Source organism: Paenibacillus sp. 01T47 (genome assembly GCF_056398245.1).
Map to the genome: position 1 here is coordinate 23,558 of NZ_JBFTPA010000012.1, position 26,970 is coordinate 50,527.

Annotated in this window: 24 protein-coding genes; 14 read left to right on the forward strand and 10 right to left on the reverse strand. The window is 43.5% G+C overall.

Features of this window, described 5'->3' with window-relative positions:
* Window positions 1–11 precede the first annotated feature (11 nt).
* Window positions 12–1,256, reverse strand: coding sequence for an MFS transporter (locus AC1DOV_RS21705; RefSeq protein WP_477510569.1), 1,245 nt, complete (start codon window positions 1,254–1,256; stop codon window positions 12–14).
* A gap of 215 nt (window positions 1,257–1,471) precedes the next feature.
* On the opposite strand from AC1DOV_RS21705, the gene AC1DOV_RS21710 reads away from it, so the two are divergent.
* The gene (locus AC1DOV_RS21710) at window positions 1,472–2,647 is read left to right on the forward strand and encodes an exonuclease SbcCD subunit D (protein ID WP_477510570.1); all 1,176 of its coding nucleotides are present in this window, start codon (window positions 1,472–1,474) and stop codon (window positions 2,645–2,647) included.
* The gene (locus AC1DOV_RS21715; protein ID WP_477551045.1) at window positions 2,644–5,736 is read left to right on the forward strand and encodes an AAA family ATPase; all 3,093 of its coding nucleotides are present in this window, start codon (window positions 2,644–2,646) and stop codon (window positions 5,734–5,736) included. The genes AC1DOV_RS21710 and AC1DOV_RS21715 overlap by 4 nt, the downstream gene beginning before the upstream one ends.
* A gap of 78 nt (window positions 5,737–5,814) precedes the next feature.
* Here the strand turns inward: AC1DOV_RS21715 and AC1DOV_RS21720 are convergent, their stop codons facing one another.
* Entirely contained in the window at window positions 5,815–6,312 is a 498-nt protein-coding gene (locus tag AC1DOV_RS21720) for a hypothetical protein (protein ID WP_477510572.1), read from the reverse strand.
* Between the two features lie 63 nt (window positions 6,313–6,375).
* On the opposite strand from AC1DOV_RS21720, the gene AC1DOV_RS21725 reads away from it, so the two are divergent.
* Entirely contained in the window at window positions 6,376–6,756 is a 381-nt protein-coding gene (locus AC1DOV_RS21725; protein ID WP_430063522.1) for a DUF423 domain-containing protein, read from the forward strand.
* A gap of 151 nt (window positions 6,757–6,907) precedes the next feature.
* Complete coding sequence (locus AC1DOV_RS21730) at window positions 6,908–8,809, forward strand: putative bifunctional diguanylate cyclase/phosphodiesterase (RefSeq protein ID WP_477551046.1); 1,902 nt, start codon at window positions 6,908–6,910, stop codon at window positions 8,807–8,809.
* Between the two features lie 59 nt (window positions 8,810–8,868).
* On the opposite strand, the gene AC1DOV_RS21735 is transcribed toward AC1DOV_RS21730, so the two are convergent.
* Window positions 8,869–9,411 carry a hypothetical protein gene (locus AC1DOV_RS21735; protein ID WP_477551047.1) on the reverse strand — a complete coding sequence of 181 codons (543 nt, stop codon included), beginning with the start codon at window positions 9,409–9,411 and terminating at the stop codon, window positions 8,869–8,871.
* A 659-nt stretch (window positions 9,412–10,070) separates the two neighbouring features.
* Between AC1DOV_RS21735 and AC1DOV_RS21740 the strand changes: the two genes are divergently transcribed.
* Together AC1DOV_RS21740 and AC1DOV_RS21745 are read left to right on the forward strand one after the other, a co-directional pair.
* A complete protein-coding gene (locus tag AC1DOV_RS21740; protein WP_477551048.1) occupies window positions 10,071–11,405 on the forward strand; it encodes a hypothetical protein in 1,335 nt (444 codons plus the stop codon).
* A gap of 158 nt (window positions 11,406–11,563) precedes the next feature.
* Window positions 11,564–12,175, forward strand: a complete 612-nt coding sequence (locus tag AC1DOV_RS21745) for an S-Ena type endospore appendage (protein WP_477551049.1) — start codon at window positions 11,564–11,566, stop codon at window positions 12,173–12,175.
* Window positions 12,176–12,230: 55 nt separating this feature from the next.
* Here the strand turns inward: AC1DOV_RS21745 and AC1DOV_RS21750 are convergent, their stop codons facing one another.
* Both AC1DOV_RS21750 and AC1DOV_RS21755 read right to left on the reverse strand, forming a co-directional pair.
* On the reverse strand, window positions 12,231–12,572 hold the full coding sequence (locus tag AC1DOV_RS21750; RefSeq protein ID WP_076270281.1) for a DUF3992 domain-containing protein: 342 nt from the start codon (window positions 12,570–12,572) through the stop codon (window positions 12,231–12,233).
* Window positions 12,573–12,599: 27 nt separating this feature from the next.
* Window positions 12,600–12,974: a DUF3992 domain-containing protein gene (locus tag AC1DOV_RS21755; protein WP_477551050.1), complete on the reverse strand. Its 375-nt coding sequence runs from the start codon at window positions 12,972–12,974 to the stop codon at window positions 12,600–12,602.
* 636 nt (window positions 12,975–13,610) lie between these two features.
* Between AC1DOV_RS21755 and AC1DOV_RS21760 the strand changes: the two genes are divergently transcribed.
* Together AC1DOV_RS21760 and AC1DOV_RS21765 are read left to right on the forward strand one after the other, a co-directional pair.
* Window positions 13,611–13,874 carry a hypothetical protein gene (locus AC1DOV_RS21760; RefSeq protein WP_477551051.1) on the forward strand — a complete coding sequence of 88 codons (264 nt, stop codon included), beginning with the start codon at window positions 13,611–13,613 and terminating at the stop codon, window positions 13,872–13,874.
* A 429-nt stretch (window positions 13,875–14,303) separates the two neighbouring features.
* Window positions 14,304–14,609 carry a YunC family protein gene (locus AC1DOV_RS21765; RefSeq protein WP_076270277.1) on the forward strand — a complete coding sequence of 102 codons (306 nt, stop codon included), beginning with the start codon at window positions 14,304–14,306 and terminating at the stop codon, window positions 14,607–14,609.
* Window positions 14,610–14,690: 81 nt separating this feature from the next.
* Here the strand turns inward: AC1DOV_RS21765 and mtnA are convergent, their stop codons facing one another.
* Together mtnA and mtnK are read right to left on the reverse strand one after the other, a co-directional pair.
* Window positions 14,691–15,746: an S-methyl-5-thioribose-1-phosphate isomerase gene (gene mtnA, locus AC1DOV_RS21770; protein WP_477551052.1), complete on the reverse strand. Its 1,056-nt coding sequence runs from the start codon at window positions 15,744–15,746 to the stop codon at window positions 14,691–14,693.
* Between the two features lie 25 nt (window positions 15,747–15,771).
* Window positions 15,772–16,983, reverse strand: a complete 1,212-nt coding sequence (gene mtnK, locus AC1DOV_RS21775; RefSeq protein WP_477551053.1) for an S-methyl-5-thioribose kinase — start codon at window positions 16,981–16,983, stop codon at window positions 15,772–15,774.
* 144 nt (window positions 16,984–17,127) lie between these two features.
* On the opposite strand from mtnK, the gene AC1DOV_RS21780 reads away from it, so the two are divergent.
* The 6 genes from AC1DOV_RS21780 (at window position 17,128) to sufB (ending at window position 23,164) form a co-directional block, all read left to right on the forward strand.
* On the forward strand, window positions 17,128–17,709 hold the full coding sequence (locus AC1DOV_RS21780; RefSeq protein ID WP_477551054.1) for a DUF1802 family protein: 582 nt from the start codon (window positions 17,128–17,130) through the stop codon (window positions 17,707–17,709).
* Between the two features lie 282 nt (window positions 17,710–17,991).
* Complete coding sequence (sufC, locus tag AC1DOV_RS21785; protein WP_076270273.1) at window positions 17,992–18,771, forward strand: Fe-S cluster assembly ATPase SufC; 780 nt, start codon at window positions 17,992–17,994, stop codon at window positions 18,769–18,771.
* Between the two features lie 21 nt (window positions 18,772–18,792).
* Window positions 18,793–20,100, forward strand: coding sequence for a Fe-S cluster assembly protein SufD (gene sufD, locus AC1DOV_RS21790; protein WP_076270272.1), 1,308 nt, complete (start codon window positions 18,793–18,795; stop codon window positions 20,098–20,100).
* The gene (locus AC1DOV_RS21795) at window positions 20,097–21,323 is read left to right on the forward strand and encodes a cysteine desulfurase (protein ID WP_477551055.1); all 1,227 of its coding nucleotides are present in this window, start codon (window positions 20,097–20,099) and stop codon (window positions 21,321–21,323) included. Before sufD ends, AC1DOV_RS21795 begins: the two co-directional genes overlap by 4 nt.
* The gene (gene sufU, locus AC1DOV_RS21800) at window positions 21,310–21,738 is read left to right on the forward strand and encodes a Fe-S cluster assembly sulfur transfer protein SufU (RefSeq protein ID WP_076270270.1); all 429 of its coding nucleotides are present in this window, start codon (window positions 21,310–21,312) and stop codon (window positions 21,736–21,738) included. The genes AC1DOV_RS21795 and sufU overlap by 14 nt, the downstream gene beginning before the upstream one ends.
* Window positions 21,739–21,766: 28 nt before the next feature.
* A complete protein-coding gene (sufB, locus tag AC1DOV_RS21805) occupies window positions 21,767–23,164 on the forward strand; it encodes a Fe-S cluster assembly protein SufB (protein ID WP_076270269.1) in 1,398 nt (465 codons plus the stop codon).
* A 306-nt stretch (window positions 23,165–23,470) separates the two neighbouring features.
* Here the strand turns inward: sufB and AC1DOV_RS21810 are convergent, their stop codons facing one another.
* The 3 genes from AC1DOV_RS21810 to AC1DOV_RS21820 all read right to left on the reverse strand — a co-directional run bounded on the left by AC1DOV_RS21810 (window position 23,471) and on the right by AC1DOV_RS21820 (window position 26,938).
* Entirely contained in the window at window positions 23,471–24,271 is an 801-nt protein-coding gene (locus AC1DOV_RS21810) for a DUF2935 domain-containing protein (RefSeq protein ID WP_477527628.1), read from the reverse strand.
* A gap of 331 nt (window positions 24,272–24,602) precedes the next feature.
* Entirely contained in the window at window positions 24,603–25,721 is a 1,119-nt protein-coding gene (locus AC1DOV_RS21815) for a YhfM domain-containing protein (RefSeq protein ID WP_477551056.1), read from the reverse strand.
* A gap of 161 nt (window positions 25,722–25,882) precedes the next feature.
* Window positions 25,883–26,938: an HD-GYP domain-containing protein gene (locus tag AC1DOV_RS21820; RefSeq protein ID WP_430063499.1), complete on the reverse strand. Its 1,056-nt coding sequence runs from the start codon at window positions 26,936–26,938 to the stop codon at window positions 25,883–25,885.
* Window positions 26,939–26,970 lie beyond the last annotated feature (32 nt).

Genomic DNA, 26,970 nt, shown 5'->3' on the forward strand with positions numbered 1-26,970 from the left:
GGCATTTCTATTTACAATATTGCATTCCTATTTCTAAGCATGCGATAAAGAATGATCGAAGTGACCGAGCAGGCAAGCGCACATGCCCCGATGAATAGATAACCGCCTTGCAGACCTGCAACGAGGCTGGCATGTGAGTTTTCACTTCCGGCAAACAGCTGCTTCGTCCATTCTGTAATGGCGCCGATAGCGAGGTTGCCGATGACACTCGCTATACCCATTAAGGTTACGGTAAAGGTAATAGCGGTATCGGCGTTGTTTGGGTAACGTTTGGCAAGCAGGGCCATGACGGTTGGATAGATTGGGGCGATACCAACTCCTGCGAGTGCAAACAAAAAGGCACCTGGTTCACCGATGATAATGGCTGCAACTGAGCATAACCCAGAAAAAGCAGATAGTAAAATGAGCGATCTCGTGTAGCCAATTTTGTCAGTGACGGGACCGAGAACGAGCCTTGCGAGCATAAAGCAGAAGAAAAAGGCAGATAGCATTTTAGCCGAAGCATCGCCGCTCCAACCGTAAGCCTTCTCCAAAAAGTTAACGAGCCAACCGCCAACAGCAAGCTCCGATATTACTCCGAAAGATAGCACGACGACAATGAGCCAAGCGATCTTGTCACGAGCAAATTCCTTTAAAGTGATTCGTTCCTCGTGTTTTTGCTCATCACCGGCATATTTTGCGAAAAGTCCTGGAAGCATGGGCAAAATCGAGAGCGCGAGCATAAGCATGTACATTCCCCGCCAGCCTAGCGCAGAGCCAAATACTTGAACACCTATCAGCGAAGCAGCAATGATCGGGGCAAAGGTTGAGCTGAGCCCATAAAAAAAGTGTGCGAGGTTCATCATCGTGCCTGTGTTTTTGATGAAAATTCGAGCGGCAAGGATGGCTAGCGCGATTTCCAGCATCCCATTTCCGACATACATGAGGAAATAAGCGGATGAAAGTGAGGTGTAATTGGCTGCAAAATAGATGCAAACACCCGATACCGCCATAGAGCCAAATGTGAGCACCAAGGTGAGCTTCATTCCTGCTTTGCGGGTAAGCCACCCGGTAAAGCTGCATGCAAGCAAATAGCCAAGGGAGTTAAATGCTAACAAAATTCCGACTTGCAGCTCGTCAAGCTTCAACTCACTCTGCATTCTAGGAAGCGCAGGCCCTTTAATATTTTCAGAGAAGCCAAAGATGAGAAAACCTCCGAATACGACAGTAAGCAGCAGTATGTAGTTTTTGGATAAAGTAGATGTGAAACGAGACAATTTGGTAGTCCTCCATCGTTGTCATTATAATAGGAATAGAGTTTGATAAACGTATGCCGTGTCTAACTTTATCGTGTATTTATGTGATGTGCAATAGATAGCGGAAAGCAATTTCAGCTTTACTATGCGGCATGATGAATCGGATGTTAAAATAAATGATAGACCAATAACGTGTTAAGATAGATAGAAATGCAAGGAAGGGATGTTTGTGACGAATGAAGCTATTTCATACTGCGGACTGGCATTTGGGCAAGCTCGTTCAAGGCGTATATATGACAGAGGATCAGCGTTATGTTCTGATGCAGCTGCTGCAAGCGATCGAAATCGAACGGCCGGATGCGGTCATTATTGCTGGCGATCTCTATGATCGTGCTGTACCGCCTACGGAAGCGGTAGAATTGCTTGATGAGCTGCTCAGCCGGATCGTCATCGATTTAGGTACGCCAGTGCTTGCAATATCAGGGAATCACGACAGTCCAGACCGTATTAATTTTGGTACAAAAATGATGGAAAATCGCGGTTTATATTTGGCGGGACAGCTTCGCAAAACGCTCGGACCAGTCGTGCTAAATGATGAATTCGGCGAGGTTCACTTCCATCTTGTTCCGTTCGCAGATCCTGCGCAAGTACGCTACGTGTTTGGCGATGAATCCATAAAAACGCATGACGATGCGATGCGGGCAGTTACAGCAAACATTGCTGAGTCTATGAATCCAGAAGCTCGGCATGTGTTTGTCGGGCACGCTTTTGTTACGGCAACCGGAGAGCCGGAGCTTAATACAAGCGACTCCGAGCGGCCATTGTCTGTTGGCGGAGCTGAACATGTGAGTGCGGCTTATTTTGAGAAATTTAATTATACAGCGCTTGGACATTTGCATCAGGCCCATTTCGTTCGCAATCACAAGATAAGGTATGCAGGTTCCCCGCTTAAATATTCGATTTCTGAGGAGAACCATGCGAAGGGTTATTTCGTCATTGAGCTTAATGAAGCGGGTGAAGTGGAGATCGAGAAGCGCGAGCTGCTTCCGCTTCGCAATATGCGCCGTGTAACTGCTACTATTGAAGAGATAACAAAGCATGAAATAAACGAGGATTATGTTTTTGTTACTCTTTTGAATGATAATCCCGTATTGTTTCCAATGGAGAAGGTGCGTGCGGTTTATCCGAATGCGCTTCATGTGGAACGCAGGCCATTATCTTCAGGCAGCCATTCGAGCGATGGCAGCAGCTTGGACGCTGGAGTGGCAAAAGGACGGCGTGAGGCTGATCCAATCGAGCTGTTCGCAGCTTTTTATCAAGAAGTAAAGCAGCAGCCACTCTCGGAAGCGAAAAAACAGTTGTTTGCGAATACGTATGCAGAGCTGCTGCGTGAGGAAGGAGGTATGCTATGAGGCCAATCAAATTAACAATGACAGCTTTCGGCTCCTATCGAGACACGGAAACGATTGATTTCAGCATGCTGGAGGATCGACGCCTGTTTGTTATTTCAGGCAATACAGGCGCAGGGAAAACGTCAATTTTTGATGCGATTTGTTTTGCTATCTATGGAACGGCTAGTGGAGAGGATCGAGCTGATCCCCGTATGCTTCGCAGTCATTTTGCTGCAGAAGAAATACACACCGCGGTTCATTTCGATTTCGCTATCGGTCGGAGAAGCTACTTGGTCCTTAGGCAGATGCCTCATCGCAAGGGCGGGAACAAAAGTGAAACAGGCGGTAAATGCGAGCTGTACGAGACGACTAGCGGGGAACCCATTCCAGCTGTAGACCGTTTTATTTTGTCTGACGTGAATGCTAGGCTGGAGCAGATTATTGGCCTCACCAAGGAGCAATTCAGTCAGATTGTCATGCTTCCGCAGGGAGAGTTTCGAAAGCTGCTGACTTCCGATACGGATAATAAGGAAGAGATTTTGCGCCGAATTTTTCGGACAGAGCTGTATGAGCGTTTGGAAAATCGTTTTCAGCAAAAAAACCGTGCGCTGCAGGATCAGCTGAAAGAAGCAAAAGCGACTCTTAATGCTTATATGAAGCAAGTGCAAGAGGCGCTGCCAGAGCGAGAAAATAGTAAGCTTGTTGAAACCTTTAAGCAGGAAGTATATAGTGCGAAGCAAGTGACGGACGCTTTGGCGCTGGAGTTCGATTTTTATAAGAAGCTTGCAGGTGAAGCGGAAGAGCAAAAGGAGCTGCTTGCAGGAAGGCTTGAAGCGGCAGAAGTGCAGCTGAGGCTTGCGATGACGCTGAATAGCAAGTACGAGGAGCATGCGAGGAAGCGGTCGCAGCTTGAGCAGCTGGATGGGCAGAAGCCGGATTATGGCTTGAAGGAGCAGCGTCTGGCGCTTGCTGAAAAAGCAGCCCATTTGGCTCCTTATCAGGAGCATGCCGAACGAACCGCTGCTGATGCGAAGTTGAAGCGGGAACAATTTGCTACGAGGCAAGCGGAGCTGGAAACCGCAGAGCGCGACTTTAAGGTTGCAGTTGAGAGGTTTGCAGTAGAAGAGCAGCGCGGCGACGAACGGCGAGAAGCGGAACGTGAGCTCAGCAAATTGCAAGAGATGGCTCCAATCGTAAGAACGCTCGCTAGCCAGCAGCAAGCGATCGACAAGCTCGTACTTGCGGAGAAGGGTTGTACAACTAAGCTTGAGGCATTGGATGCAGAGCTAATAAAGCTGCGAGAAGCGAAGCTCGCTGCAAATGCACAAGTGAAGGAAACAGAGCTTGAAACGGCAGAGCTGACAGATAAGCTGGATCAGCTGCGTCTTATTGAGCAGCAGGGGAAACAATTAAAGCGAGTAGTTGACGTCGAGAAAGAAATGACGAGAATCGCTCTATTAGAGAAAGAATTCGCTCAAACTCTCAGCAAAACAAAAGACAACCACGATCTGCTTGAGGCTGCATGGCTTGAGGGGCAAGCGTCACTGCTGGCTGCCCATCTGCATGAGGGCATGCCTTGTCCTGTGTGCGGCAGTGAGGAGCATCCAGCAAAGTCGGCCATACATTCAGAGATTCCTTCTCGTGAACGGCTGCAAGAGGCAAAGTTACAATTAGCTGCAGTGGAGCGGGAATGGCTTGAAGCGCGAGCACAAGCAGCTGCAGCACAAGCAACACGCGAGGACGGTGCTAAAGAGCTGGCGGAATTTGGATTGAAAGCCGTCATGCTGGAGGAGCAACGAGCGCAGCTGCTGCAGCTTTGGCGCGGCCTTAAGGAAGAAACGGACAAGCTTCTATTGAAAGTGAAGCAGCTTCCTGAGCTCAAGCAGTTGATCGAACGTCAGGAGCAGCAGCTCGAGAAGCAACAGCTTAGTAAGGAACAACTACAGCAGGAGCAGCAGCGCTTAATCGTTGAGCGAACGTCACATCAATCTGCGCTGCAGCAGGAGCTGGGCCGCATCCCAGAAACGCTGCGAACTCCTGAGAAGCTGACTGAAAAACTAAACGAGCAGCAGGTAGTTTATGACCGAATGGCAGCAGCTTGGAAGTCTGTTCAAGAGCAGCAGCAAAAAATGACAGCGAAGCTGGCCGAACAGAAAGCATATGCCGTGCAATCCGAGCAGCAGCAGCAAGAATCGGAAAAAAACAGGCAGCTAGCAGAGCAGCGATTGCTGGATGAGCTTGTGAAAGCGGGTTTTGACACGGTTCAGCAATATCGAGAAGCAGCTTTGCCTGACTCAGCTAGAGAACAGTTGAAAAAAGAAATTGCTGCATACCAAGCAGCCGTTGCTTCACTTATGCAGCAGCTGGTTGAACTGCAAAGCGAGCTTGCAGGCAAACCTAGAGTTGATCTGTCGCAGCTTCAGGAGCAGCTTGCTGCTTTGAAGCAGCAGCATGAGAAACTATTTGCCGCCGCACAAACGGCAATGCGGACGGGTCAAGTTGCTGAGCGGCTCGCTGTTTCAATTGGAAAGGCCAATGATTATGTGAGCGAACTAGAGGCTAAGCTAGAAGAGGTCATGGATATATTCCAGATGCTGAAAGGGGATAATGCGCTTAAGGTATCGTTCGAACGCTATATTCTAATTGAGTTTTTGGAGCAGATTCTCTTTGCTGCCAATACGCGTTTGCATGATTTATCGAATGGGCAATTTATGCTGCAAAGAAGTGATCGCCTTGAAACTCGCGGCAAGCAAAGCGGACTAGGCCTCGATGTCTATGATGCGTATACAGGTCAGAATCGTGACGTGAAAACATTGTCTGGCGGTGAGAAGTTTAACGCCTCGTTATGTCTTGCGCTTGGAATGACGGATGTTATTCAATCCCACATGGGCGGCGTGACGATTGAAATGATGTTCATTGATGAGGGTTTTGGTTCACTGGATGAGGAATCGCTTCAGAAAGCAATTACAGCGCTTGTTGATTTGCAGAAATCGGGAAGAATGATCGGAGTTATATCACACGTTCAGGAGCTGAAGGATGCATTCCCGGCTTGCCTTGAGGTTAATAAGACGAAGGAAGGTTTTAGTCGGACGAAATTAACGGTGAGATAAGCGGCTTGAATAAGAAAAGCCTGCTTCGAGCGCTCCATTGAGGCTGAGACAGACTTTTTACAGCTGGCCGAAATTTAATTAGGCAACAGATGACGCAATAGAAGCAGAGCCTACAAAAAATAAGGCAATACCGCCTACAAATACGACAACGTTAAGTACAATGCCAATAACGCCAAACGTTTTACGACGCTTGCTGGAAACGGCACCGATAATAGCTAATATAAGACCTGCAAGGGAGAGTAGTCCTGCTCCAAAAATACAAACGATAGTAAGCATCATAGAAACAAGAACTTCTTGACCAAGCGCTTCGATTGAAGCTTGAAAGGCTGCTTTATCAGAAGGGTCTGCTATAACGATGTCTGTATTTGCGATCTGATCAGCGAATGAGAAGCCTGAGACGATTGCAATAATAAGCAATACGGCTGAGAGCAGCCCAATGATGAAGGATGTAATGCCAATTCCTGAATGTTTCTTAGGACCTTCATAGATGGTTTGGTCATTGGAGAAAACGGGTCTTGAACCGTAAGGCTCATTGCTGGAAGATGGATTAGCATTGTTATTGGTTTCATTTTCCATTTATATCAGCTCCTTTACTAATTACGGTAAAATTATACACAAATACGAGAGGATTGAAAACAAATGTTTCCAAAATATTTTGCAATCGGAGCAATAAACGCGGCTTTAGCCATTGCTTTAGGCGCATTCGGAGCACATGGATTAGAAAAACAATTGAGTGATCATTATTTAGAGGTTTTTGAAACAGGCGTTCGTTATCACATGTACAGCGCACTCGGTTTAATGCTAATTTCCTTGTTCGCCAAACAAATGGGGACGAGCAAGCTTGCTTTAAATGGCGGTCGATTAATTCTAACAGGAATGATCATTTTTAGCGGCAGCTTGTACGTATTATCGCTTACGAGCTTTAGCAAGCTTGGCATGATTACACCTATTGGCGGCGTTGCGATTATTGCTGGGTGGATATGTATTATTACTGCAGCACTTAAGAAAGAAAGTAATTAGTTAGAAATAAATAATGAATTGACGACATATTACTCTGTATTACAACAAAAAAACAAGTTGCTTTAGTAAATATTTCTATACCAGAGCGCGTACATCGTTTATAATAAAGCGAACACTGACTTGACTCGAAATAGAGGAAGGACGTTTGTGCGTGACGAAACGGATAGATGGTTTTCCTAATAGAAAGCGGCAACTCCTCAAGCAATCATTGAATGGATCGTTGGTTATTAGCTGTTTGCTGGCAGCACTCGGGTTGGTCTGGATTATCGTATCATTTATATTAATTTCTAACACGATGTACAAATGGACCGCTTTGGCCATCGCTGCATCGTTAATCGTAACTGCAGTAATTGTTTATATAAAGCGAAATGTGACGTTTAGCTTCCAAAATTATCATACGGCAATTGTAGAGACCTTGCTTCGTTCAGATGCCGTACCGCTGGCGATATTGGATAAAAACGGGATTGTCATGGAGTTGAACGAGGCGTCCGGCCGTACACTTGGTTATGATCGAACCGAGCTTCTCGGTGAAACGATCTTGCGATTAGTCGAACCGGGCAGCCGGCAATTGCTGCAAGAAACATTTGAGCAGGCTTTGCTGGGTGAAACGAAACAGATCAATATTAACATTACACATGGTTCAGGTTTTCCGCTCGAGCTTCAGGTTGTTTGCTCTCCTATGATACAGATGGAAGAAGTCATCGGAACGGTAGTGATAAGCCAAGATTTAAGCGATCGCAAAAGAAATGTTGAACGAATTCGCTACATGGCCTATCACGACGATATGACCGGATTGCCGAATCGCACTTTGTTTCAAATGAAACTGACGGAGACGTTGACAAGGGCGAAGGAAGAAGAACGTATCGTTGGGATTTGTTATTTGGATTTAGATCGATTTAAGCTGGTTAACGCATCCTTTGGACGCGAATTCGGTGATATTCTTCTCATGCAAGTTGCAGAAAGACTAAATCGAGATCTTGATGATAATGATTTTGCAGCGCGAATGGAAGGCGATGAATTTGCTTTATTATTTTGCAATTTACGATCGGAGAAGCATTTGCTTGAGCTGTGCAGAAATCTCCTCAAGTCGATTGAAGAGCCCTATGAGCTGAGCGGCTTCCCGTTACATATTACAGCGAGCATTGGTTTGGTTACAAACCGCAATGCGGATGATGATAGTTATTCGCTTATCAAGAAAGCAGATATGGCGCTTGTCAAAGTGAAGGAAAGCGGGAAAAATGATTGCCTGCTTTATTCGGAGGACTGGAGCAATTCGTCATTGGAGCGACTTACGCTGCAGCATGAGATGTATCGCGCGATTCAGCGCGAGGAATTTATTTTGCATTATCAGCCGCAATATGATTTGAGCTCAGGTACTATGGTTGGCGTAGAAGCGCTTGTAAGATGGAATCATCCGATTAAAGGCATGATACCGCCAGGGAACTTTATCCCGTTAGCTGAAGAGAGCGGCATGATTGTCCAAATTGGCGATTGGGTGCTGGAAGAGGCCTGCCGTCAAAACAAAGCATGGCAAGACGCTGGATTGCCACTAATGCCGGTATCCGTCAATTTATCGATTAGGCAATTTGTTCAAACGGATCTCGCAGGCAAGGTAGCGGCAGTACTTGAGAAAACAGGCCTCGATCCAAAATATTTGGATCTGGAAATCACGGAGTCGATGACGATGGATGTTAGCCATGTGTCTCGCTGTTTGCTCGACTTAACGGAATTAGGCGTTAATATTAGCGTTGATGATTTTGGCACAGGCTATAGTTCATTTCATTATTTGAAAAACTTCCCGATTGATCGGTTGAAAATTGACCGCTCCTTCGTACGTGATATTCAGCAGGACCCGAGTGATGCAGAAATCGTTGCAGCAATTATTGCAATGGCTCATAACCTGAATATTCAGGTTATCGCAGAAGGCGTGGAAACTGAAGGGCAAATGGAGTTTCTTCGCAAGCATAAATGCGATGAAATGCAAGGCTTCTTCTGGAGTCCGCCTGTATCAAGTGACAACATTGAACAAATGTTATCTCCGGGTTATGCATAAAAAAACCGTTCTATGGCTGATAAACAGTCATTGGAACGGTTTTTTTCTTCATGCGTGGATTAGTATGAGAAGTCTTCAATTTCGTTCATTCGAAACGTATACACTTGCTTCTCATCGACATGATAAACGGTAATAATATTTTCCGATTCATCCATATTAATGATTCGGCAAGGAATGCTGAGCGTAATACCTAAGCCTTTATTAACGAGGAGCCGGATTAAGGTATTGTTTTTCATGAGCGCTCTTATTTTGTCGTAATAGCTTAAAGCTTCTAGAGCATCTGCTGCTGGTTTGTCGGCCTTTTTAGCTTCTTTTGTTTTCTCAGGAGGGGTGGTTGAAGTTCTATTAGGTTGTACGCTGTCAGCATCTTTAGTTAGGTTAGGCGGCAAAGGAATTTCTTGGGTGGAGCTAGTATTGTTCTTGCGATGTTCGATTTGCTCTCCAAGTTGGATGCCGGATAATATACGGAAATCAACAAAGTCAGAACCATTTAGCGAATGAAGCAAATGCTCAAGCGCTGCAGCGTTGTTTTTCCCTTCTACAAGCACCTCAATATTAAAAATAAAGGATGCTCGCTCTTGTGAAGAGTTATGTTTTTCCATAGGACCTCCGGACGATTCGATATAGTACTAATATACCACTAAATCGATTTTTCATGTAGTAGTGAGCAGCGACAACTCGAGTGATGCAAGAAAATGTATCCGCATTCAAATGGTTAGATACAGGATTTAGATTAAAACTGTGCTATACGGCATAAAGACCTAACTACTTATAATAAAGTTATGGCTGATCTATTTTAGCATATATTATTATTTCTTTGAAACATTAAACGGAAGTTGAGGTGTAAAGATTAAATGCAGAATAAATGTAAAATTTTATAAAAAATTAAAAATGGATTGTTGACCTCGATTTATTATGTGGTCTTTGTATGGGAAGAGTTAGACAGGTTAAAAGTAGTGAAAATGATAGAGTCACTTTGCCTTATTGAAGGTAGAGGTGGCTCTATTTTTAGGTATGCTCCAAATGACTATTATTTGGAAAATAAGGCTTAAGTACAATCAATAACTGAGGAAAATTCATTTACTATTAATAGAGTCTGCCGATAGAGGGTTAGAATGTTTTCTGATTCTGGGTGAATTTTTATTTTAAATGATAAGTTTTATATAGATTTAATGATAGGAAAATTGGGATCGAAAAATTTCATCGATTCTGATTTTTTATGATATATGAATTCGAGATTGTTGTACTAAGGATGGGGCTAATGGACATGTATTGTGGCAGCTCAAAACTTAACAGATCGCAATGTTCAAGTAGCAATTGTTCCTGTTCCGGTTCATTAAGCTGCGACGGGACGCGTAAGAAGGGGATAACTGGCGCGACGGGGGCGACAGGTGAAACAGGGGCGACGGGTGCAACGGGAGTAACAGGAGTGACAGGAGCAACTGGGGAGACAGGGGCAACAGGAGCGACAGGAGAGACAGGGGCGAAAGGAGCAACCGGAGCAACCGGCGCTACAGGAGCAACGGGAGTAGGAGTAACGGGAGCTACGGGAGTAGGAGTGACAGGAGCAACTGGGTCTACCGGCGCAACGGGAGCTACAGGAGTAGGAGTGACAGGAGCAACTGGGTCTACCGGCGCGACAGGAGTGACGGGAGCGACGGGAGTAGGAGTAACGGGTGCAACGGGAGTAGGAGTGACAGGCGCCACAGGCACGACAGGAGCGACGGGAGTAGGAGTGACAGGAGCAACCGGGGCCACCGGCGCTACAGGAGCGACGGGAGTGGGAGTGACAGGAGCAACTGGGGCAACCGGCACTACAGGAGCAACGGGAGTAGGAGTGACAGGCGCTACAGGAGCGACAGGAGCGACGGGAGTAGGAGTGACAGGAGCAACCGGGGCCACCGGCGCTACAGGAGCGACGGGAGTGGGAGTGACAGGAGCAACCGGGGCCACCGGCGCTACAGGAGCGACGGGGGTGGGAGTGACAGGAGCAACCGGGGCAACCGGCACTACAGGAGCGACGGGAGTAGGAGTAACGGGTGCAACTGGGGCAACAGGTACGGCAGGAGCAACAGGAGCAACAGGAGCAACCGGTGCGACAGGCCCGAACTTTGCTGCTGAAGGATTTTCAGCATTTTTGTCTTCTCTTACTTTATCAGCAACGGGTCAGCTTATTAACTGGTCTGTAGCGAATCCTTATTATGGAAATGCGAACTTCAATGCTGCAACTGGCAATTACACGATACCGGTCACTGGTAGATATTCTATTTTAGCAACAGTAAATTATATAACCACTGCAGCTATTGGCATAAGCCTCGGAGCTGGAATAAACCCATTCTTTCTAGTTCAAAGAACAGCGCCTACAACAACAAGTCTAGTGACGGGATTATTACCTATTTTGAATGTTAATATTGCATTGCTTCTAACCTTAAGAGCTGTACTCGGAAACGGAACAGTAACCTTGGCAGGTGAGGTTACGCTTACTGCTGGTGATGTTGTTGGGCTTTACTATAATGCGAACGGTCTGACAATCTCGCTTAATATAGGTGGCGGTGCTACGAATGGTGTAGTTTGGTCCATGCACGAGCTTACGTAATATTCAATCATAATCATTCATTACGTTAATGGAGGCTAAATCTACTAGGCATATGACTTCTTTTGGAATAAATTCAGATAATGTATAACCATGTGCCGGAAAGATACATTTAATATAAGTATGAATTGGAATATGCGTTTTTTGAAAGAGGGGGGAATATGCTGAAAAGGAGATTCTGTTCAAAGAAAAAGCCCTTATTTGAATCAATGAATGTTCTCATGGTGAAACCCTCTTTTATTCAAATAAATAAACAAAAATCAAAATATATAATAAAGAAAAAATGCTGTAAAAAAAGAGCTCGAAGGAAAAGATGTTTCCCGATATTTCCGTGTCCTCCTAAGCGATGCCACAGGCCAAGACCGAGACCATGTCCAAGGCCTAGGCCGTGTCCTAGACCTTGCCCGGATCCACCTTGCGTTGATCCTGCGACTATGCTGGTCGAAAAAGAATGCTGTGGAAATATATTACTCCAAGGTAATCTAACGGGACTTCAAATATGGGAAACAGATATTGAAGCAAAAGTTAAGGTGGCGCAAATTACTATATACTCGAGTCCATCGAGCACAGATCCTTTGGAAGTAGAAATTGTTGGTACAGAAACTAAACTAATGATTGCACCACCTGGTAATACGGTTAATTTTATTGGTGAAGGCATAAAATCTGTAAAAGTTTCTGCAAAAGGTAATGAGTTGCTTTATATTGAAGGAAAATATGTAATTTCAACTACGATTGGTCTGCTTTCAAACCCCATTCCATTAAATGAACAATAATAAAGGGTGGTTCTTCAATAAATGAAGAACCACCCTTTATTATTAAGCTATAAGATTAAAGACTATAACGGACAGTAATACAAAACTCCCCTTGTGCTGCTGCCGTCGTAGTTAAGGAAATGGTATTGAATCGTGCTACTGTAAATGATGCACTGCCTCCAACAGGAATAACTATGGTTTGAATAGCTGCTACGATTCCTGTTCTGAAGAAGTTTACTGTTAATGGTGCTGTACCGGTTTCATATTTAACATATCCAGTACCATTTATGGTTTGTGATATATTGTCCGAATAAATGATTTGGGTCCCAGCTGCAGCTAATTGCCAATTCGAGCACACTTTATCTTGCACAATGACTTTGTCTGAGCAACAACTAAGTGTAGAATTTGTTTCACACATATTCCTTTATCCCTCCACTCATTTATTTTATTGGACAGGGTAACGGGTAGTTATGCAGAACTCCCCTTGATAGGTACCTGGTGAAGCTGCTGGAAGCGTTATTTGAATGGCACTGAAGCGCCTATACGTAAAAGCAAGACTCGTTCCGGGAGAGAGTGTAAATGGAGCAGCATTGATGGGAGTTCCCGTGCTGTCGAGAAAATCAAATGTAATATCTTCTGGACCGATGTCGTATTGCAAATACCCGGTACCGACAATATTTTGATTAATATTATTTGTGAAGACGACAACTAGGACATCAGCAGCGACAACGGTGCCACTCCATGGTGTACATACTTTATCTTGCACAAAGTTTTTATCAGCACAACAAGTTAAAGCAGTTGCAGAATTATTACAACCCATACCTAAATCCCTCCTATTTATAATTTCTAACTAGTTAATGCAGGCATTTACCTGCCCGCTTGGACATCTGCCTGAGGTGAGAAATATCTTTTAAACAAGACGACATAGTATCATGCAATTTCTATGGGTAGTAGACTAGAGAGAGGAAGTAGAATTATAAATAGACGGATGATGCAGTGCATTGCCTTTTACTTTATGTAAAAGAAGGGGGTGGATCCTATATGATGCGGATGGTTCCTTCATGACGGACAAAGGATATATTATGCGCTGTGCGCTTCCTATAGGGAGGGAAATGGATTATACAAAACTCTCGAAAAACAACGAAAAACCCAATCATAACAAGCTTTTATTTGGTTTTTCATCATTATTATCTTTAATGAATATTAAGTATAAACTTTTTTAAATGACTAGTTTTTACTAATCTTGAGACCAGTTTGTGAGTTTGTTGAATCGAAATGTAATTGTGAGAAATAAATGCAACTTGCTTTCCTCGTTTTAGGAGGAGCAAATGAATAAACATTGTGCTTGTATTAGTATTTCTTGGATTTAAAGTTGCTTCATCGATGAGTCCAATGGAGTAGTAGGGTACATATATTAGGTATTGAAATCTCGGTTTCAATTGAGGGGGATGAGGAGATGAAAATCAACAAGAAGTATAATTATTGGGTATTTTATTATGACGAAACAAATGACGATGATAGGCAGCGTGTTGCTGCGATTTGGGATGGAGAATGGCATGGCATAGAATTGCTGGATAAGTCTGATGCTGAATTGAAGGAATATCTGACAGAAGTAATTGATGATTACAGTGTATACACAGGTGAAAAAATCAATAGAAATTTGATTAAACATGCTATAACAGAGGTTAAGAAGATTAAAGAAGAACTAAAATTTGATTAATAAAAACTTTATTTCATGTGAAAGGAGGGTAAAGGTTGATATGATTATGAAATTCATTTAAATGGAATAATTAATATGAAAATAATAAAATCCAGTCTGTTTTATGGACAAGTATTAAATTATCTCTAATTTATTTCATATTTTCATTACTCATATCTCTTATTTGCCTACTATTTGTTTTTAGTGATTTTTAAGTTAAGCAATGTCGGTACAGTTTTCTTGACACGTATATTCATGTGGCCCCCAACATGCAACAAGAGCCGACAGTGCAGATTGATTCACTCATAAGTTTGTGACCGCGTTTGTGTTTTCACCCCTAAACCACTGCATAAATAAGCAAACGTCCAACACTGCAAATTTACTTTTGCATATACTGATGTTGCAGTGCATTGCCTCTTACATTATGTAAAAGAAGGGGGTGGATCCTATATGATGCGGATGGTTCCTTTCACACTGGAGAATGGAGAAACCGTTCTTGGCGTTGAAGTGAAGCTGCCCAAAACAACTTTGCTCGCCATCATGACGGACAAAGGATATATTATGTGCGGTGCGCTTGATGTTTCTCTGCTTAATGAGCGACTCAAAGACCGGGAAATTATAGCTGGCAGAGCTGTCGGAGTAAAAACGTTGGAAGAGTTGATGGAAGCCCCTTTGGAATCCGTTACTTTAACAGCAGAGACAAAGGGTGTTGTAGTAGGCATGAAGGGCTCGGAAGCGCTCCAATTGATGCTTTAACCAAAAGAAAACAAAGAGCCCCAATCAAGCTGTACGCGTGAATGCCGCGAACAACAGATTAGGGCTTTTATTCTCTAATGATTATTCAAAAAGTTTGCGAAGATTAACATCGTATGGCGCTTGAACGATGCCTTTTTCAGTAATAATGGCTGTTACATATTCATTAGGCGTTACGTCGAAGGCCGGATTGTATACTTTAATGCCCTGAGGAGCAGTACGTTTGCCGAAGCCTTCTGTAATTTCTTCTGCGTTGCGCTCTTCAATTGGAATTTCAGAACCAGTCGGCGTATTCAAATCAATTGTGGAAAGAGGACTTGCTACATAAAAAGGAATGCCGTGAGCTTTAGCGAGTACAGCTACGCTGTACGTTCCGATTTTGTTAGCTACATCACCGTTTGCAGCAACGCGGTCAGTACCTACGATAACCGCATCTACCCAGCCCTTAGCCATAATCATACCAGCCATGTTGTCGCAAATAAGCGTCACATCGACGCCTGCCTGCTGCAATTCAAATGCCGTTAACCGAGCGCCTTGTAGGACAGGACGCGTCTCGTCAGCATATACACGCAGTGTAATACCGCGTTCCAAGGCTAAGTAGAAGGGTGCAAGAGCTGTGCCGTATTTAGCCGTAGCCAAGCCGCCAGCATTACAGTGTGTCAATACGCCCATATCATCTTTAAACAATGATAGTGCATGTTCACCGATCATTCTGTTTGTTTCTTCATCTTCGCTTTGAATCGCGATTGCTTCCGTTAGCAAAGCGGCTTTGCTTTCCTCGAGCGACAAGCCTTTCTCGATGTAAGCAGCGGCAGCTGCTTTCATGCGATCAAGTGCCCAGAACAAGTTAACAGCAGTTGGTCTTGAAGTCGCGAGATATTCTGCTTGCTTGACTACTTGTGCGAGCCATGCCTCAGTGGTTTGCTCATCTCGGCTGCCTAGAACGACGCCGTAAGCTGCTGAAATGCCGATGGCTGGAGCTCCGCGTACTTTTAAGTGGCGAATCGCTTCCCATACATCCTCTGCAGTCGTTAAAGGCAAATAAACGATTTCTTCTGGCAAAAGCCGTTGGTCAAGTAAATCAAGCCTGTCTTCGGTCCAGATAACCGATTGCAAGCCAGCATAATTATTTGTTGTCATGGTGTCATTTCCTCTCTGTGTTCAATCATTTATTTGCAAGTGATAAGGCAACGTCGATAACTTCCTCAATGGATTGTGTATTGCGGTTGTTGCGAATCAGCGATGTTCCAATAGCAAGAGCGAGGCGCTGAGCTTTCTCTTTAGCAGCTGCATCAGGGATACGATCTACATCGATTACATGAGACAAACCGACGATTCGGCGTACGATTTTGCAGCCTGCAAAACCAACAGCTTCCTGCAGCAAACGATTCATATAGTAATCTTGGTAGCCTGGTGTTGAAGAAGCAATACGATCGAGGCTATGCTCATCCCATAATGCACGGAATTTTTGATCGAATAGGTTCCACACATCACGCACCGAATCGGTCAAATAACGACGGAAGTCATTTCTCGTTTCTGTATCCGTGCTCCAATGCTCTTGCCCTGCAAAGTTGAGAAGCAAATTCGCAATAACAGCACCGATGTCGAAGCCAATTGGACCATAATAAGCGAATTCAGGATCGATGACCTTTGTAGATTCAGGCGTTACGAAAACACTGCCCGTATGAAGATCGCCATGCAAGAGCGCTTGTGCATTTGTTAAAAATTTGTCACGCAGAATCGCTACTTCAAAATGAAGCTGTGAATCCTGCCAAAGTGCCTCAGCAGCATCCTGAATAGCTGGATCAAAGCTGTTGTTAGGCGAATTGGTATAAGGATCGTCGAATATAAGATCCTCTGTTATTTTACATAACTCAGGATTAATAAAAGCTTTGACGCGCTGCTTCTTTTCCTGCTGGTTCATGCCAAGATCAGAGGTGAAAAATAAAGTCCGCGCCATAAATGTTGAAATATCGTCCGCGAATTTAGGATAGCGTGCTCCGCCAATCAGCCCTTGACGCATGATAATATGATCACTGAGATCTTCCATAATCGTGAGATAGAGCTCTGGGTCATATTTATAAACGTTTGGAACAAGTCCAGGAGCAAGCTCGCCTTCCAAAATAAGCTTATCACTTTCAATACGTGCACGATCGAGTGTAAGCGGCCAAGACTCACCAACAACTTTAGCATAAGGAAGCGCCTGTTTCATAATAAGGCTCTTGCCGCTGCTAGAATCAACGATGTGGAAAACCAAATTTAAATTACCGTCTCCAATTTCTCGGCTGGTTAAACTTGCTCCCTCTTGGAAATAACCGTCAAGTGAAAGAGCTATTTGAATGGCTTCTTGTTCTGATAATGGATGATATGCAGACACGGCTGTCCACCTCCGGATTATAGTAGTTGGGCAGCAATGCCCAGTATTCATCTCAACATAGTATAATGTATATTATTTCGCCTTGGAATACCCTCATTTGATATAATGTTATCAATTATAGACAAGTTGGATGGAGGAAGTATAGTGACTGCACAAAAAGAACAACAGTCGATCGCTTTGAAAGAGTGGGCTGTCAGTGTAAAAGCGCTCGCAGAGGGGCAGCAAATTATCGTTATGCGTAAAGGCGGAATCATTGAAGAAACGCGGGATTTCCAGCTTATTAGCCCTAGCTTTTATTTAATGCCTGCTTACGAGCACCAGAAGAAACATCTTCTAAAGGAGCAATATGTTGACGGTTTGGATGAAACGTTAGTGAATTGGTCGATAGACATGGAAACGATTAAGCTAGAAGCTTACGCTGAGGTCGTTGAAGATATTGAAGTAACGGATCAAGAAACACTCGATCGTTTACGCGATTTGCATATATGGACAGATACGTTTGCAGAGGAAAGATTGCGCTGGAAAAAAACCAAGCCGCTGCATGTTTTATTGCTCCGTGTTTACCGATTGGAAACGCCTTTGGAAATTTCGATGAGACCTGCTTATAATGGATGCAAATCTTGGGTAAGAATGGAAGATGAAATGCCATCTCCAAAAATGTTGCCTGTACTGGATGAAGAAACATTTCTGTCAGAAGTTCAAAAGATTAAAAATGCATTAGCATAAAAGATTTATTTTGATCAAAGGATCTTACGAGGAAAACCCATCTAATTGCCGATTAAAGGTGAAATAGGAGAAATATAAGCCGAAATCAACCTTTAGCTTTTCGTTTTATATCTACAATAAAAAGACATTATCAATGAATCAAAGACATCTCACATTGATTTATAACAAAAACTATATTAAAATGATTATTGAGAATCATTGAGAATCACTCTATAATAGAAAGTCTATTATTTATAGAAGTGACTGAGCGAATTAAACCAACCTTGGAGGGATCAGCATATTATGTCTACTCATTTTGTCATTGATGGTCTGAAAGCGGCTATCGACGGAAAAGAGATTTTGAAAGGTATTAACCTAGAAATTAAAGGTGGAGAAATTCACGCGATCATGGGCCCGAACGGTACCGGTAAATCTACACTGGCATCCGCTTTGATGGGACATCCTAAATATGAAGTAACAGAAGGAACGGCAGTACTAGATGGCGCTGACATTCTTGAAATGGGTGTTGACGAGCGCGCGCTTGCTGGTTTGTTTCTTGCAATGCAATATCCAAGTGAAATTCCAGGCGTAACGAACTCTGACTTTCTACGCAGTGCGCTAAATGCACGTCTTGGCGAAGGCAATGAAATCTCGTTGATTAAATTCATTCGCAAAATGGAAAGCAAAATGAAAGAGCTTGAAATGAATGCTGAATTCGCTCACCGTTACCTTAATGAAGGTTTCTCAGGCGGCGAGAAAAAACGTAACGAAATTTTGCAAATGATGCTTCTTGATCCAAAAATCGTTGTTCTTGATGAGATCGATTCAGGTCTTGACATAGATGCACTTCGTATCGTATCACAAGGCGTAAATGCTATGCGTTCGGAAGATCGCGGTTTCCTTATCATCACTCACTATCAGCGTTTGCTTAACTATATTACTCCAGACTATGTACATGTTATGATGCAAGGCCGCATCGTTAAATCGGGTGGTCCTGAGCTGGCTGAGCGTTTGGAAAACGAAGGTTATGATTGGGTAAAAGAAGAGCTTGGAATCGAAGATGAAACGGTCGGTCAGGCTTAAGCAGAGAAGGGGGCAAAACGGATGAGTACACAACTATCAACGCAGGCCAACCGTCAAGCTGCTGAAGCGCTGGCACGTAGTAAAGGCGAGCCGAACTGGCTTGTTGAACTGCGCGGAGAAGCGGCAGACCTTGCCGGAACACTCGGATGGCCTAAGCCGGAGAAGGTTCGTATTGAACGGTGGAATTTGACGGCACTAGGAAACTACGAGCAACCGACAACGGTTGGAGCAATTAGCGAACTTCCACAAGCTGTTCGTGAATTGATCACAGAAGGAACTGAAAATTTGCTTGTTCAACGTAATTCCGGCATCGTATGGAATCAGTTTTCAAACGAATTGGCTAGCAAAGGCGTTATTTTCACAGATTTGGAGACGGCATGCAAAGAGCATGGCGACCTCGTTCAAAAATATTTATTCCAAGCAGTAGCGAAGGACGAAGATAAGCTTACAGCACTTCATGCAGCACTTTGGAACGGCGGCGTATTCGTTTACGTTCCTAAAGATGTTGAAGTCGAGCTGCCGCTTCAAGCGATTTTCTACAATGATAATGCTGAAGCGACATTTGCTCCGCATATCTTGATCGTAGCGGACAATAATAGCCGAGTGACATATGTGGATTGTGTTGTATCCGAACCGGGAGCAAGCAGTGCTCCTTTCGTACATCCATCTGTTGTTGAAGTGTTCGTGAAGCCAGGCGCTCATGTTCGTTTCAGCTCTATCCACCATATGGCTGAGACGGGCGTGGATATGTCAATCCGTCGTTCGGTTATTGAAAATGACGGCCAAATGGAATGGATTATCGGTGATTTGAATGACGGAAATACGTTGTCAGACACGAAATCCATGTTGAAGGGCACAGGCTCTACTTCTGATGCAAAAGTAATCAGCGTAGGCAAAAACGCTCAACAAAACAGCTTGACGACTGGGGCCGTTCACTTCGGCAAAAGCTCCGACAGCAACATGGTAACACGTGCAGTAATGAAGGATTCCGCTTCAGCGATCATTAACGGAATTACAAAAATCGAGAAGGGTGCGACGAAAGCGAACGGTGTACAAACCGAGAAGGTGCTCATGCTGAGCCCTAAAGCGCGCGGCGATGCCAATCCGATTTTGCTTATAGATGAAGATGATGTAACAGCAGGCCACGCAGCAAGCGTGGGGCAAGTAAACCCTGAGCAGGTATATTACCTAATGTCTCGCGGTATATCTAAGCAAGACGCTGAACGTCTAATTATTTACGGCTTTTTGGCTCCAGTCGTATCGGAAATTCCAGTCGAGGCGGTACGCGGTCAGCTTCAGCGTTTGCTCGAAAGGAAGCTAGAGGGATGAATATAAATGCGATTCGGGAGCAGTTCCCGATATTGCATCAAGAAATAAACGGGCACCCGCTCGTTTATCTGGATAGCGCGGCATCTTCGCAGAAGCCGCGCTCCGTCATTGATGCGGTTAATCGGTACTATGAGCTGGATAACGCGAACGTTCATCGCGGTGTGCATACACTTGGTTCCAGGGCGACTGATGCCTATGAGGGAGCGCGCGAGAAGGTAGCGAAGTTTCTGAATGCGGGAGCACCGGAGCAAATTATTTTCACACGCGGTACTACAACAGCACTAAACTTGGTTGCTTCAAGCTATGCACGCAGTGTATGCGGTGAAGGTGATGAAATTGTCATCACACCGATGGAGCATCACAGTAATTTAATTCCGTGGCAGCAGGCTGCTAAGGCCACTGGCGCAACGTTGAAATATATCCCGATGCAGCCCGATGGTACCATTTCTCTTAAGGACATTGAGAAAACGATCACTCCACAGACGAAGGTGGTTTCCATCACTTACGTCTCGAACGTGCTCGGTCTCATAAATCCGATTAAAGAAATTACCCAAATTGCACATCGTAATGGTGCCATTATGGTCGTGGATGGTGCACAGAGCACACCGCATATGAAGATTGATCTCCAAGATTTGGATGTTGATTTTTATGCTTTTTCTGGTCATAAAATGTGTGGTCCTACCGGCATCGGCGCATTATATGGCAAGAAGGCTCTCCTTAACAAGATGGAGCCGATTGAGTATGGCGGCGAGATGATTGATTTTGTTGATCTTTATGAGTCTACGTGGAAAGAGATTCCGTACCGCTTTGAAGGCGGCACTCCCATTATTGCGGGTGCGGTTGGACTCGGTGCTGCAATTGACTTCCTACAAGAAATTGGATTAGATGAAATTGATCAGCATGAGAGACGTTTAGCCACATATGCTTACGAGAAGCTATCTTCGCTGGAAGGCATCACATTGTACGGTCCGAAGCAAAATCGTGTAGGACTCATCACATTCAACTTGGATGATGTACATCCGCATGATGTTGCGACCGTGCTTGATTCCAAAGGCATTGCGATTCGTGCAGGCCATCACTGCTGCCAGCCGCTAATGCGTTGGCTGAATGTATCGGCAACGGCAAGAGCAAGCTTTTATTTATATAATACTGAAGATGAAATTGACCGCTTAGCCGATGCCTTACTACAAACAAAGGAGTTCTTCGGTCATGCAATTGGATGATTTATATCGCAGAGTCATTATGGATCATTATAAAAACCCTCGCAATCGCGGTACCTTGGATGAAGAATCAGTTACCATCAACCTGAATAACCCTACCTGTGGCGATCGTATTTCGCTGCAGCTGCAGGTCGTAGACGGCCAAGTTGCCAATGCGAAGTTCAGTGGCGAAGGCTGTTCTATCAGCATGAGCTCTGCATCGATGATGACAGAGGCGATAAAAGGAAAAACATTTGATGAGGCGCTTGCCATGGCTGAGAAATTCTCAGCTCTAATGAAAGGCGAACCGGTTGAATTTGATGAATATGAGGAATTGGATGCACTTTCTGGTGTAAACAAATTTCCTGCAAGAATTAAGTGTGCGACACTAGCGTGGAACGCCTTACGCAAAGGGATCGAGCAGCAAGAATCACATTAAACTAGATTTATGAGGAGCGTGAATGACCATGGCTAAATCAATGCCGGAAATGGAAGATTATAAGTATGGTTTCCGTGACGAGCACAAAGCCGTATTCGAATCAGGCAAAGGTTTAACGGAAGAAATCGTGCGTACGATTTCGGATATTAAAGGTGAGCCGGAATGGATGCTGGATTTCCGCTTGAAATCACTTGAGCAATTTTTCAAAATGCCGATGCCTAAATGGGGAGGCAACATGGATGAGCTTGATTTTGACGACATCCAATATTATGTTCGTGCTTCAGACAAGCAAGGGAAAACATGGGAGGAAGTTCCTTCCGAAATTAAAGAAACATTCGACAAGCTGGGTATTCCAGAAGCTGAGCAAAAGTTTCTAGCCGGTGTATCGGCTCAATATGAGTCCGAGGTCGTTTATCACAGCATGCAAGAGGATCTTGAGAAGCAAGGCGTTATCTTCACAGATACAGATACTGCGCTTCGTGAGTATCCTGAGCTTATGAAAGAATATTTCGGAACGATTATTCCTCCGAATGACAATAAATTTGCTGCTTTGAACAGTGCGGTATGGTCAGGCGGAAGCTTTATCTACGTACCAAAAGGCGTAAAATGCGAAGTGCCTTTGCAGGCATACTTCCGTATTAACTCCGAGAACATGGGACAATTTGAGCGTACGCTTATTATTGCCGATGAAGACAGCTCCGTTCACTATGTAGAAGGCTGTACAGCTCCCGTTTACAGCACAAACTCTTTGCACAGTGCGGTAGTTGAAATCTTGGTTAAGAAAAATGCACGCGTTCGTTACACTACGATTCAAAACTGGGCACCGAATATCTACAACCTGGTTACTAAACGTGCGGTAGCTGATGAGAATGCTACGATGGAATGGGTAGATGGAAACATCGGCTCCAAGCTGACGATGAAGTACCCAGCTGTTGTCCTTCGCGGTCGCGGCGCAAAAGGTATGGTATTGTCCATTGCCGTTGCCGGCAAAGGCCAGCATCAGGATGCAGGGGCAAAAATGACTCACCTTGCACCAGATACGAGCTCGACAATTATTTCCAAATCAATCAGTAAGCATGGCGGTAAAGTAACATACCGTGGTCTTGCATCCTTCGGACGCAACTCCGACGGCGCGAAAGCTAATATCAAATGTGATACGCTTATTCTCGATAATGAATCAACGTCAGATACGATTCCTTATAACGAGATTTTGAACGATAACATCACACTTGAGCATGAAGCAACAGTGTCGAAGGTTTCTGAGGATCAACTGTTCTACCTCATGAGCCGTGGTCTGAGCGAAGCGGAAGCAACGCAAATGATCGTAATGGGCTTCATCGAGCCGTTCACGAAAGAACTGCCGATGGAATATGCGGTAGAGATGAACCGTTTGATCAAGTTCGAGATGGAAGGTTCCATCGGTTAATAAAAACGTAGGCGTATCAAGGGCTAAACGGTTTCAAAATATCGTATGATACCGTTTTGATACCGTTTAGTCAAATACGCTACTACTTTGAATTTCTATTTGCTAGTAAATCGGTGAATCCGTAGATATTTTCTACGGATTCTTTTTTTTATTTCTTTAAGCAATTTCTGCAATAAATCGGGGAAACGGAAATCAAAAATGATTATAAATGAACAGTAAAAAAAATGACATCGAAAAATCCTCGACTGGCTAGGTCGAGGAGATAACTAATACAGACTGTATAGAAATAACCCTATGATTCAAAGATTAAACAGGTTTACCTGTCAGACTGTTTTCAAACATATCAATTATAACGAGGAAATGTTCTGCTTCTCGGAATACATGATCCGCCAATAACGGATGAATGATACTTTTTATACGGCAGGCTTCAATAAGGTCTCGAGCTGTACTTTTAAAGTCACGAAGCGATTTAACTGACACTCTATTTTGATCAAGAAATTGGTCAAGTAGCGGAACAGTTTGCGATTGAGGTCGCATAGACTCTAAGTCCCTTGCTTGAAATAGTAACGTGTCAAATTCTTCACTGAAGTTATTCGCTTGTTCCACTAACTGTCGCTCTGAAGGATCAAGCAAGTGACTAATGAATTTGGCGTGGTCTGCCATGATTCTTAGAAAGAAAACATTCTCGTCGATAATAGCATCAGGCAGTGGCTGTAACTGACCTAAATTTAATTCCGACAAACGATTTCTGAAATAATTAGCTTCTCTGCTCACATGATCAACTAACAATGGGAAGTTGTTTGCACCTGGAAGTTTGCAAGTCAGAATTAAACCGAGCACTTTTCTTTTGAAAGCCCAAATGTAAGAAACAGCAGTATACACTTCTTCATTGAATCTTTTAATTACGGTAGGATCTGTTTCAATTGTATATGCATTAGATTTATTTTCGATTGATTCAAAAACGGCATAGAAATGATTTGCTTCATTAATTAGTTGGGTATCTTCACATCGGAAACCCAATTTAAGAAAAAGAGAATGCTCTTTCATAATTCGAGACCAAAACCTAACTTCTTCTAGAGAACGAGCTACAAATGACTGATCTAACAATGGCGGAATCCTCCCTTGATACATTATCTTTAAGAGTACTGTATGAAAGGAAGGTTTGTTCTATTCCCTTCCTAGTATTCTAAGTTGGTATTTGGTGATGAATACTCAGTTTAAATACACAAATATGAGCGTTTTTTGAAAAATAATTCGAAGCGAAACAGTAAATTGTCTATCATATGTGCACTGTGCACTAAAACACGATAGCTTCATTTAGACATAGTCGAAATGGAAGGTTCAATCGGTTAACGATAGAGCCAATAGGAAAAGGGGCTGTCCCAAAGTAGAATTTTCTACTTTGGGGCAACCCCTTTTCTATTTTCATCGTCTTCGGCTATTTTTCCATTAGAAGCTTTACTGCTTTCTCAAAATAGCTGCCAAGCTTAGCGGGTTCTTCCATGTTGCCATGAGTCCAATAAAAGATCATCGCGTTGTTTAACTTATAAATACGAGGATAAAGCATATTAATCAATTCGGTTTGTTTTTGAAAATCCTTTAGACCCTCTTCAAGCTGCTGCTCCGAATTAAAAATGTAGATGGAAACCTGTTCTAGGCGAGTAGAGTCAGCTTCATTGTTTATAGAACTGACCGTAAATCTGCTAGGCCTAATACCATCCAAAATCCATTCCTTATCTGGACGGATCGGAGTCAAAAGCAGCTGCTGATTGTTTAGTTCTTCTTTGATTAGATTTAAATAAAGGGAAGATGCCACAACTTCTGGCTCAATAATTTGAACAGTAATTGCAAATCGAATCGGTGGCAATGAGTCCAGCTGCATTTTGGCTGCTCTTACTGCAATAGGCTGACTAATATTTAGCTTCAAATAAACTTTTTTGTCTATTTCATACCACGCTAGCTCGCGCTTTTGTTCTGCTATCTCGATCCATTCATCCATCGTATTTTTCTCTTGTTTAGTCCAATTTGTTGCGATTAAAACACGATAAGAATCATTTTGATTGATTACTTTTTTGTCCATTACAAGTCCTTCGACCACTATCTCTGGCTCTGACCAAGATAGTATTTCCCGAATCTTAATCGTGTCAGAAGGAGATAGCCTGAACATCGTATGCGAGTCATCTAAATTAACGATTGAATCTGTTTTATCATCACCGATCAAAAGATAATATTCAGAGCTGCCGATTATTACTTTATAAGTTGGAGCTGCCATTTTCACGATACCTTTTAATGGTTCAGCTTCTTCAAAAGTTTGTTTAAATACATCTACAAGGTCGGCTTCCGTTATGGTCTGATAGATGGTTTCAATAGCTGCCTTGCTGCCATCAGCATTTTTGAGGTTATAAATGACAACTTTTTCACTGACTCGATTCGGCTGATCGTTCGGTTCAATGATTGTTAGCTCGCTTGGTTGAACAGTTGGTGTATTGCTAATTGCTTCGGATTTGCATCCGGTCATCATTAAAGCAATAATGATTATTGCTAAAATGCTTCTCACTCCATCACCTCTAGTCTTAATTTGCATATTTGGTATCATTTACAATAACAACGATAAAATCATTGTATAAGTTGCGAACGTGGTTGATAAGAATAAGCGGCAGCATAAAAACAACCCGCAATCGCAGATATGATCTGCAATTCGGGTTGTTTTTGAAACATTTAAATATAAACCTGTTGGATTTCATACTCACGCTCAATGGCCATATCGATGAACTCTTCACCAATTTGAATAAGCGGGCGGAAAAACTCGGTAGGGTGAGTCATGACAATAATGCCACTTTCTCCACCTACAAGCTCGATTCTTTTGCCTATGAAATTAGGCATCATATGTTTAATGAAGGTATGGGTGGTATAGGGATCAAGCTCTTTGAAGCTCAGCTGATAAAGTTCCTTTAGTACAAAAAGCAAATCACGCTTCTGTTGATACACGCGCTGGGAAATCATCGCACTGTAAATATCGACTACAGCAATGATTTTGGATACGGGATGAATCTCATCACCCTTCAGACCTTGAGGATATCCAGTGCCATCATTTCGCTCATGATGTTGAAGTGCTCCAATGGCTACAAATGGTTCATCCAGAGAGTCTAAAATAATTTCATGTCCGTATAAGGTGTGTCTCTTCACTTCTTCGTACTCTTCATCAGTCAGCTTCCCAGGCTTATTTAAAATGCTCTCTTCAATTCGGCATTTTCCGATATCATGGAGGAAGCCGGCATTGCCGATACGAACAGCTTCTTCATTGGAGTACCCGACCCAAGTAGCGAGATAATACGACAACATACCGACCTGCACGGAATGCTGATACGTATAATCGTCTTTAGAATTGAGTAATAGCAGCATAGATACAACATCGCGTTCCATTTGGAGGTTGCTCAGTAGAGGCTGGAAGATGGACGTTACTTCCTCGACATCCACTTTTCCTTGCTGATTCGCTTTCGTGAATAATCCCTCAAAGCTTTTGACAGCGTTTTCGTAAAGGGGCTGAACGGTAGGAAGCCACTTGGGATTTATAGTAGATTCAAGTGTACGACCTTCCGTTTCTTCGCTTACTCTTTCATCTATATCAATATAGTCCATTTGATGTTGAAATAATCTTGATATATCTTGGTTATTGAGTACTGTTCCTTTGGAGAGTACATGAAGTCCGTAATTGTTGAAAGTGTCATTGCTTAAACGGTCTCCATTAATTAATTCTGTAACATGAACTCTCATCGAGACACCTCATTGGTAGTAGTAGAAAAGAT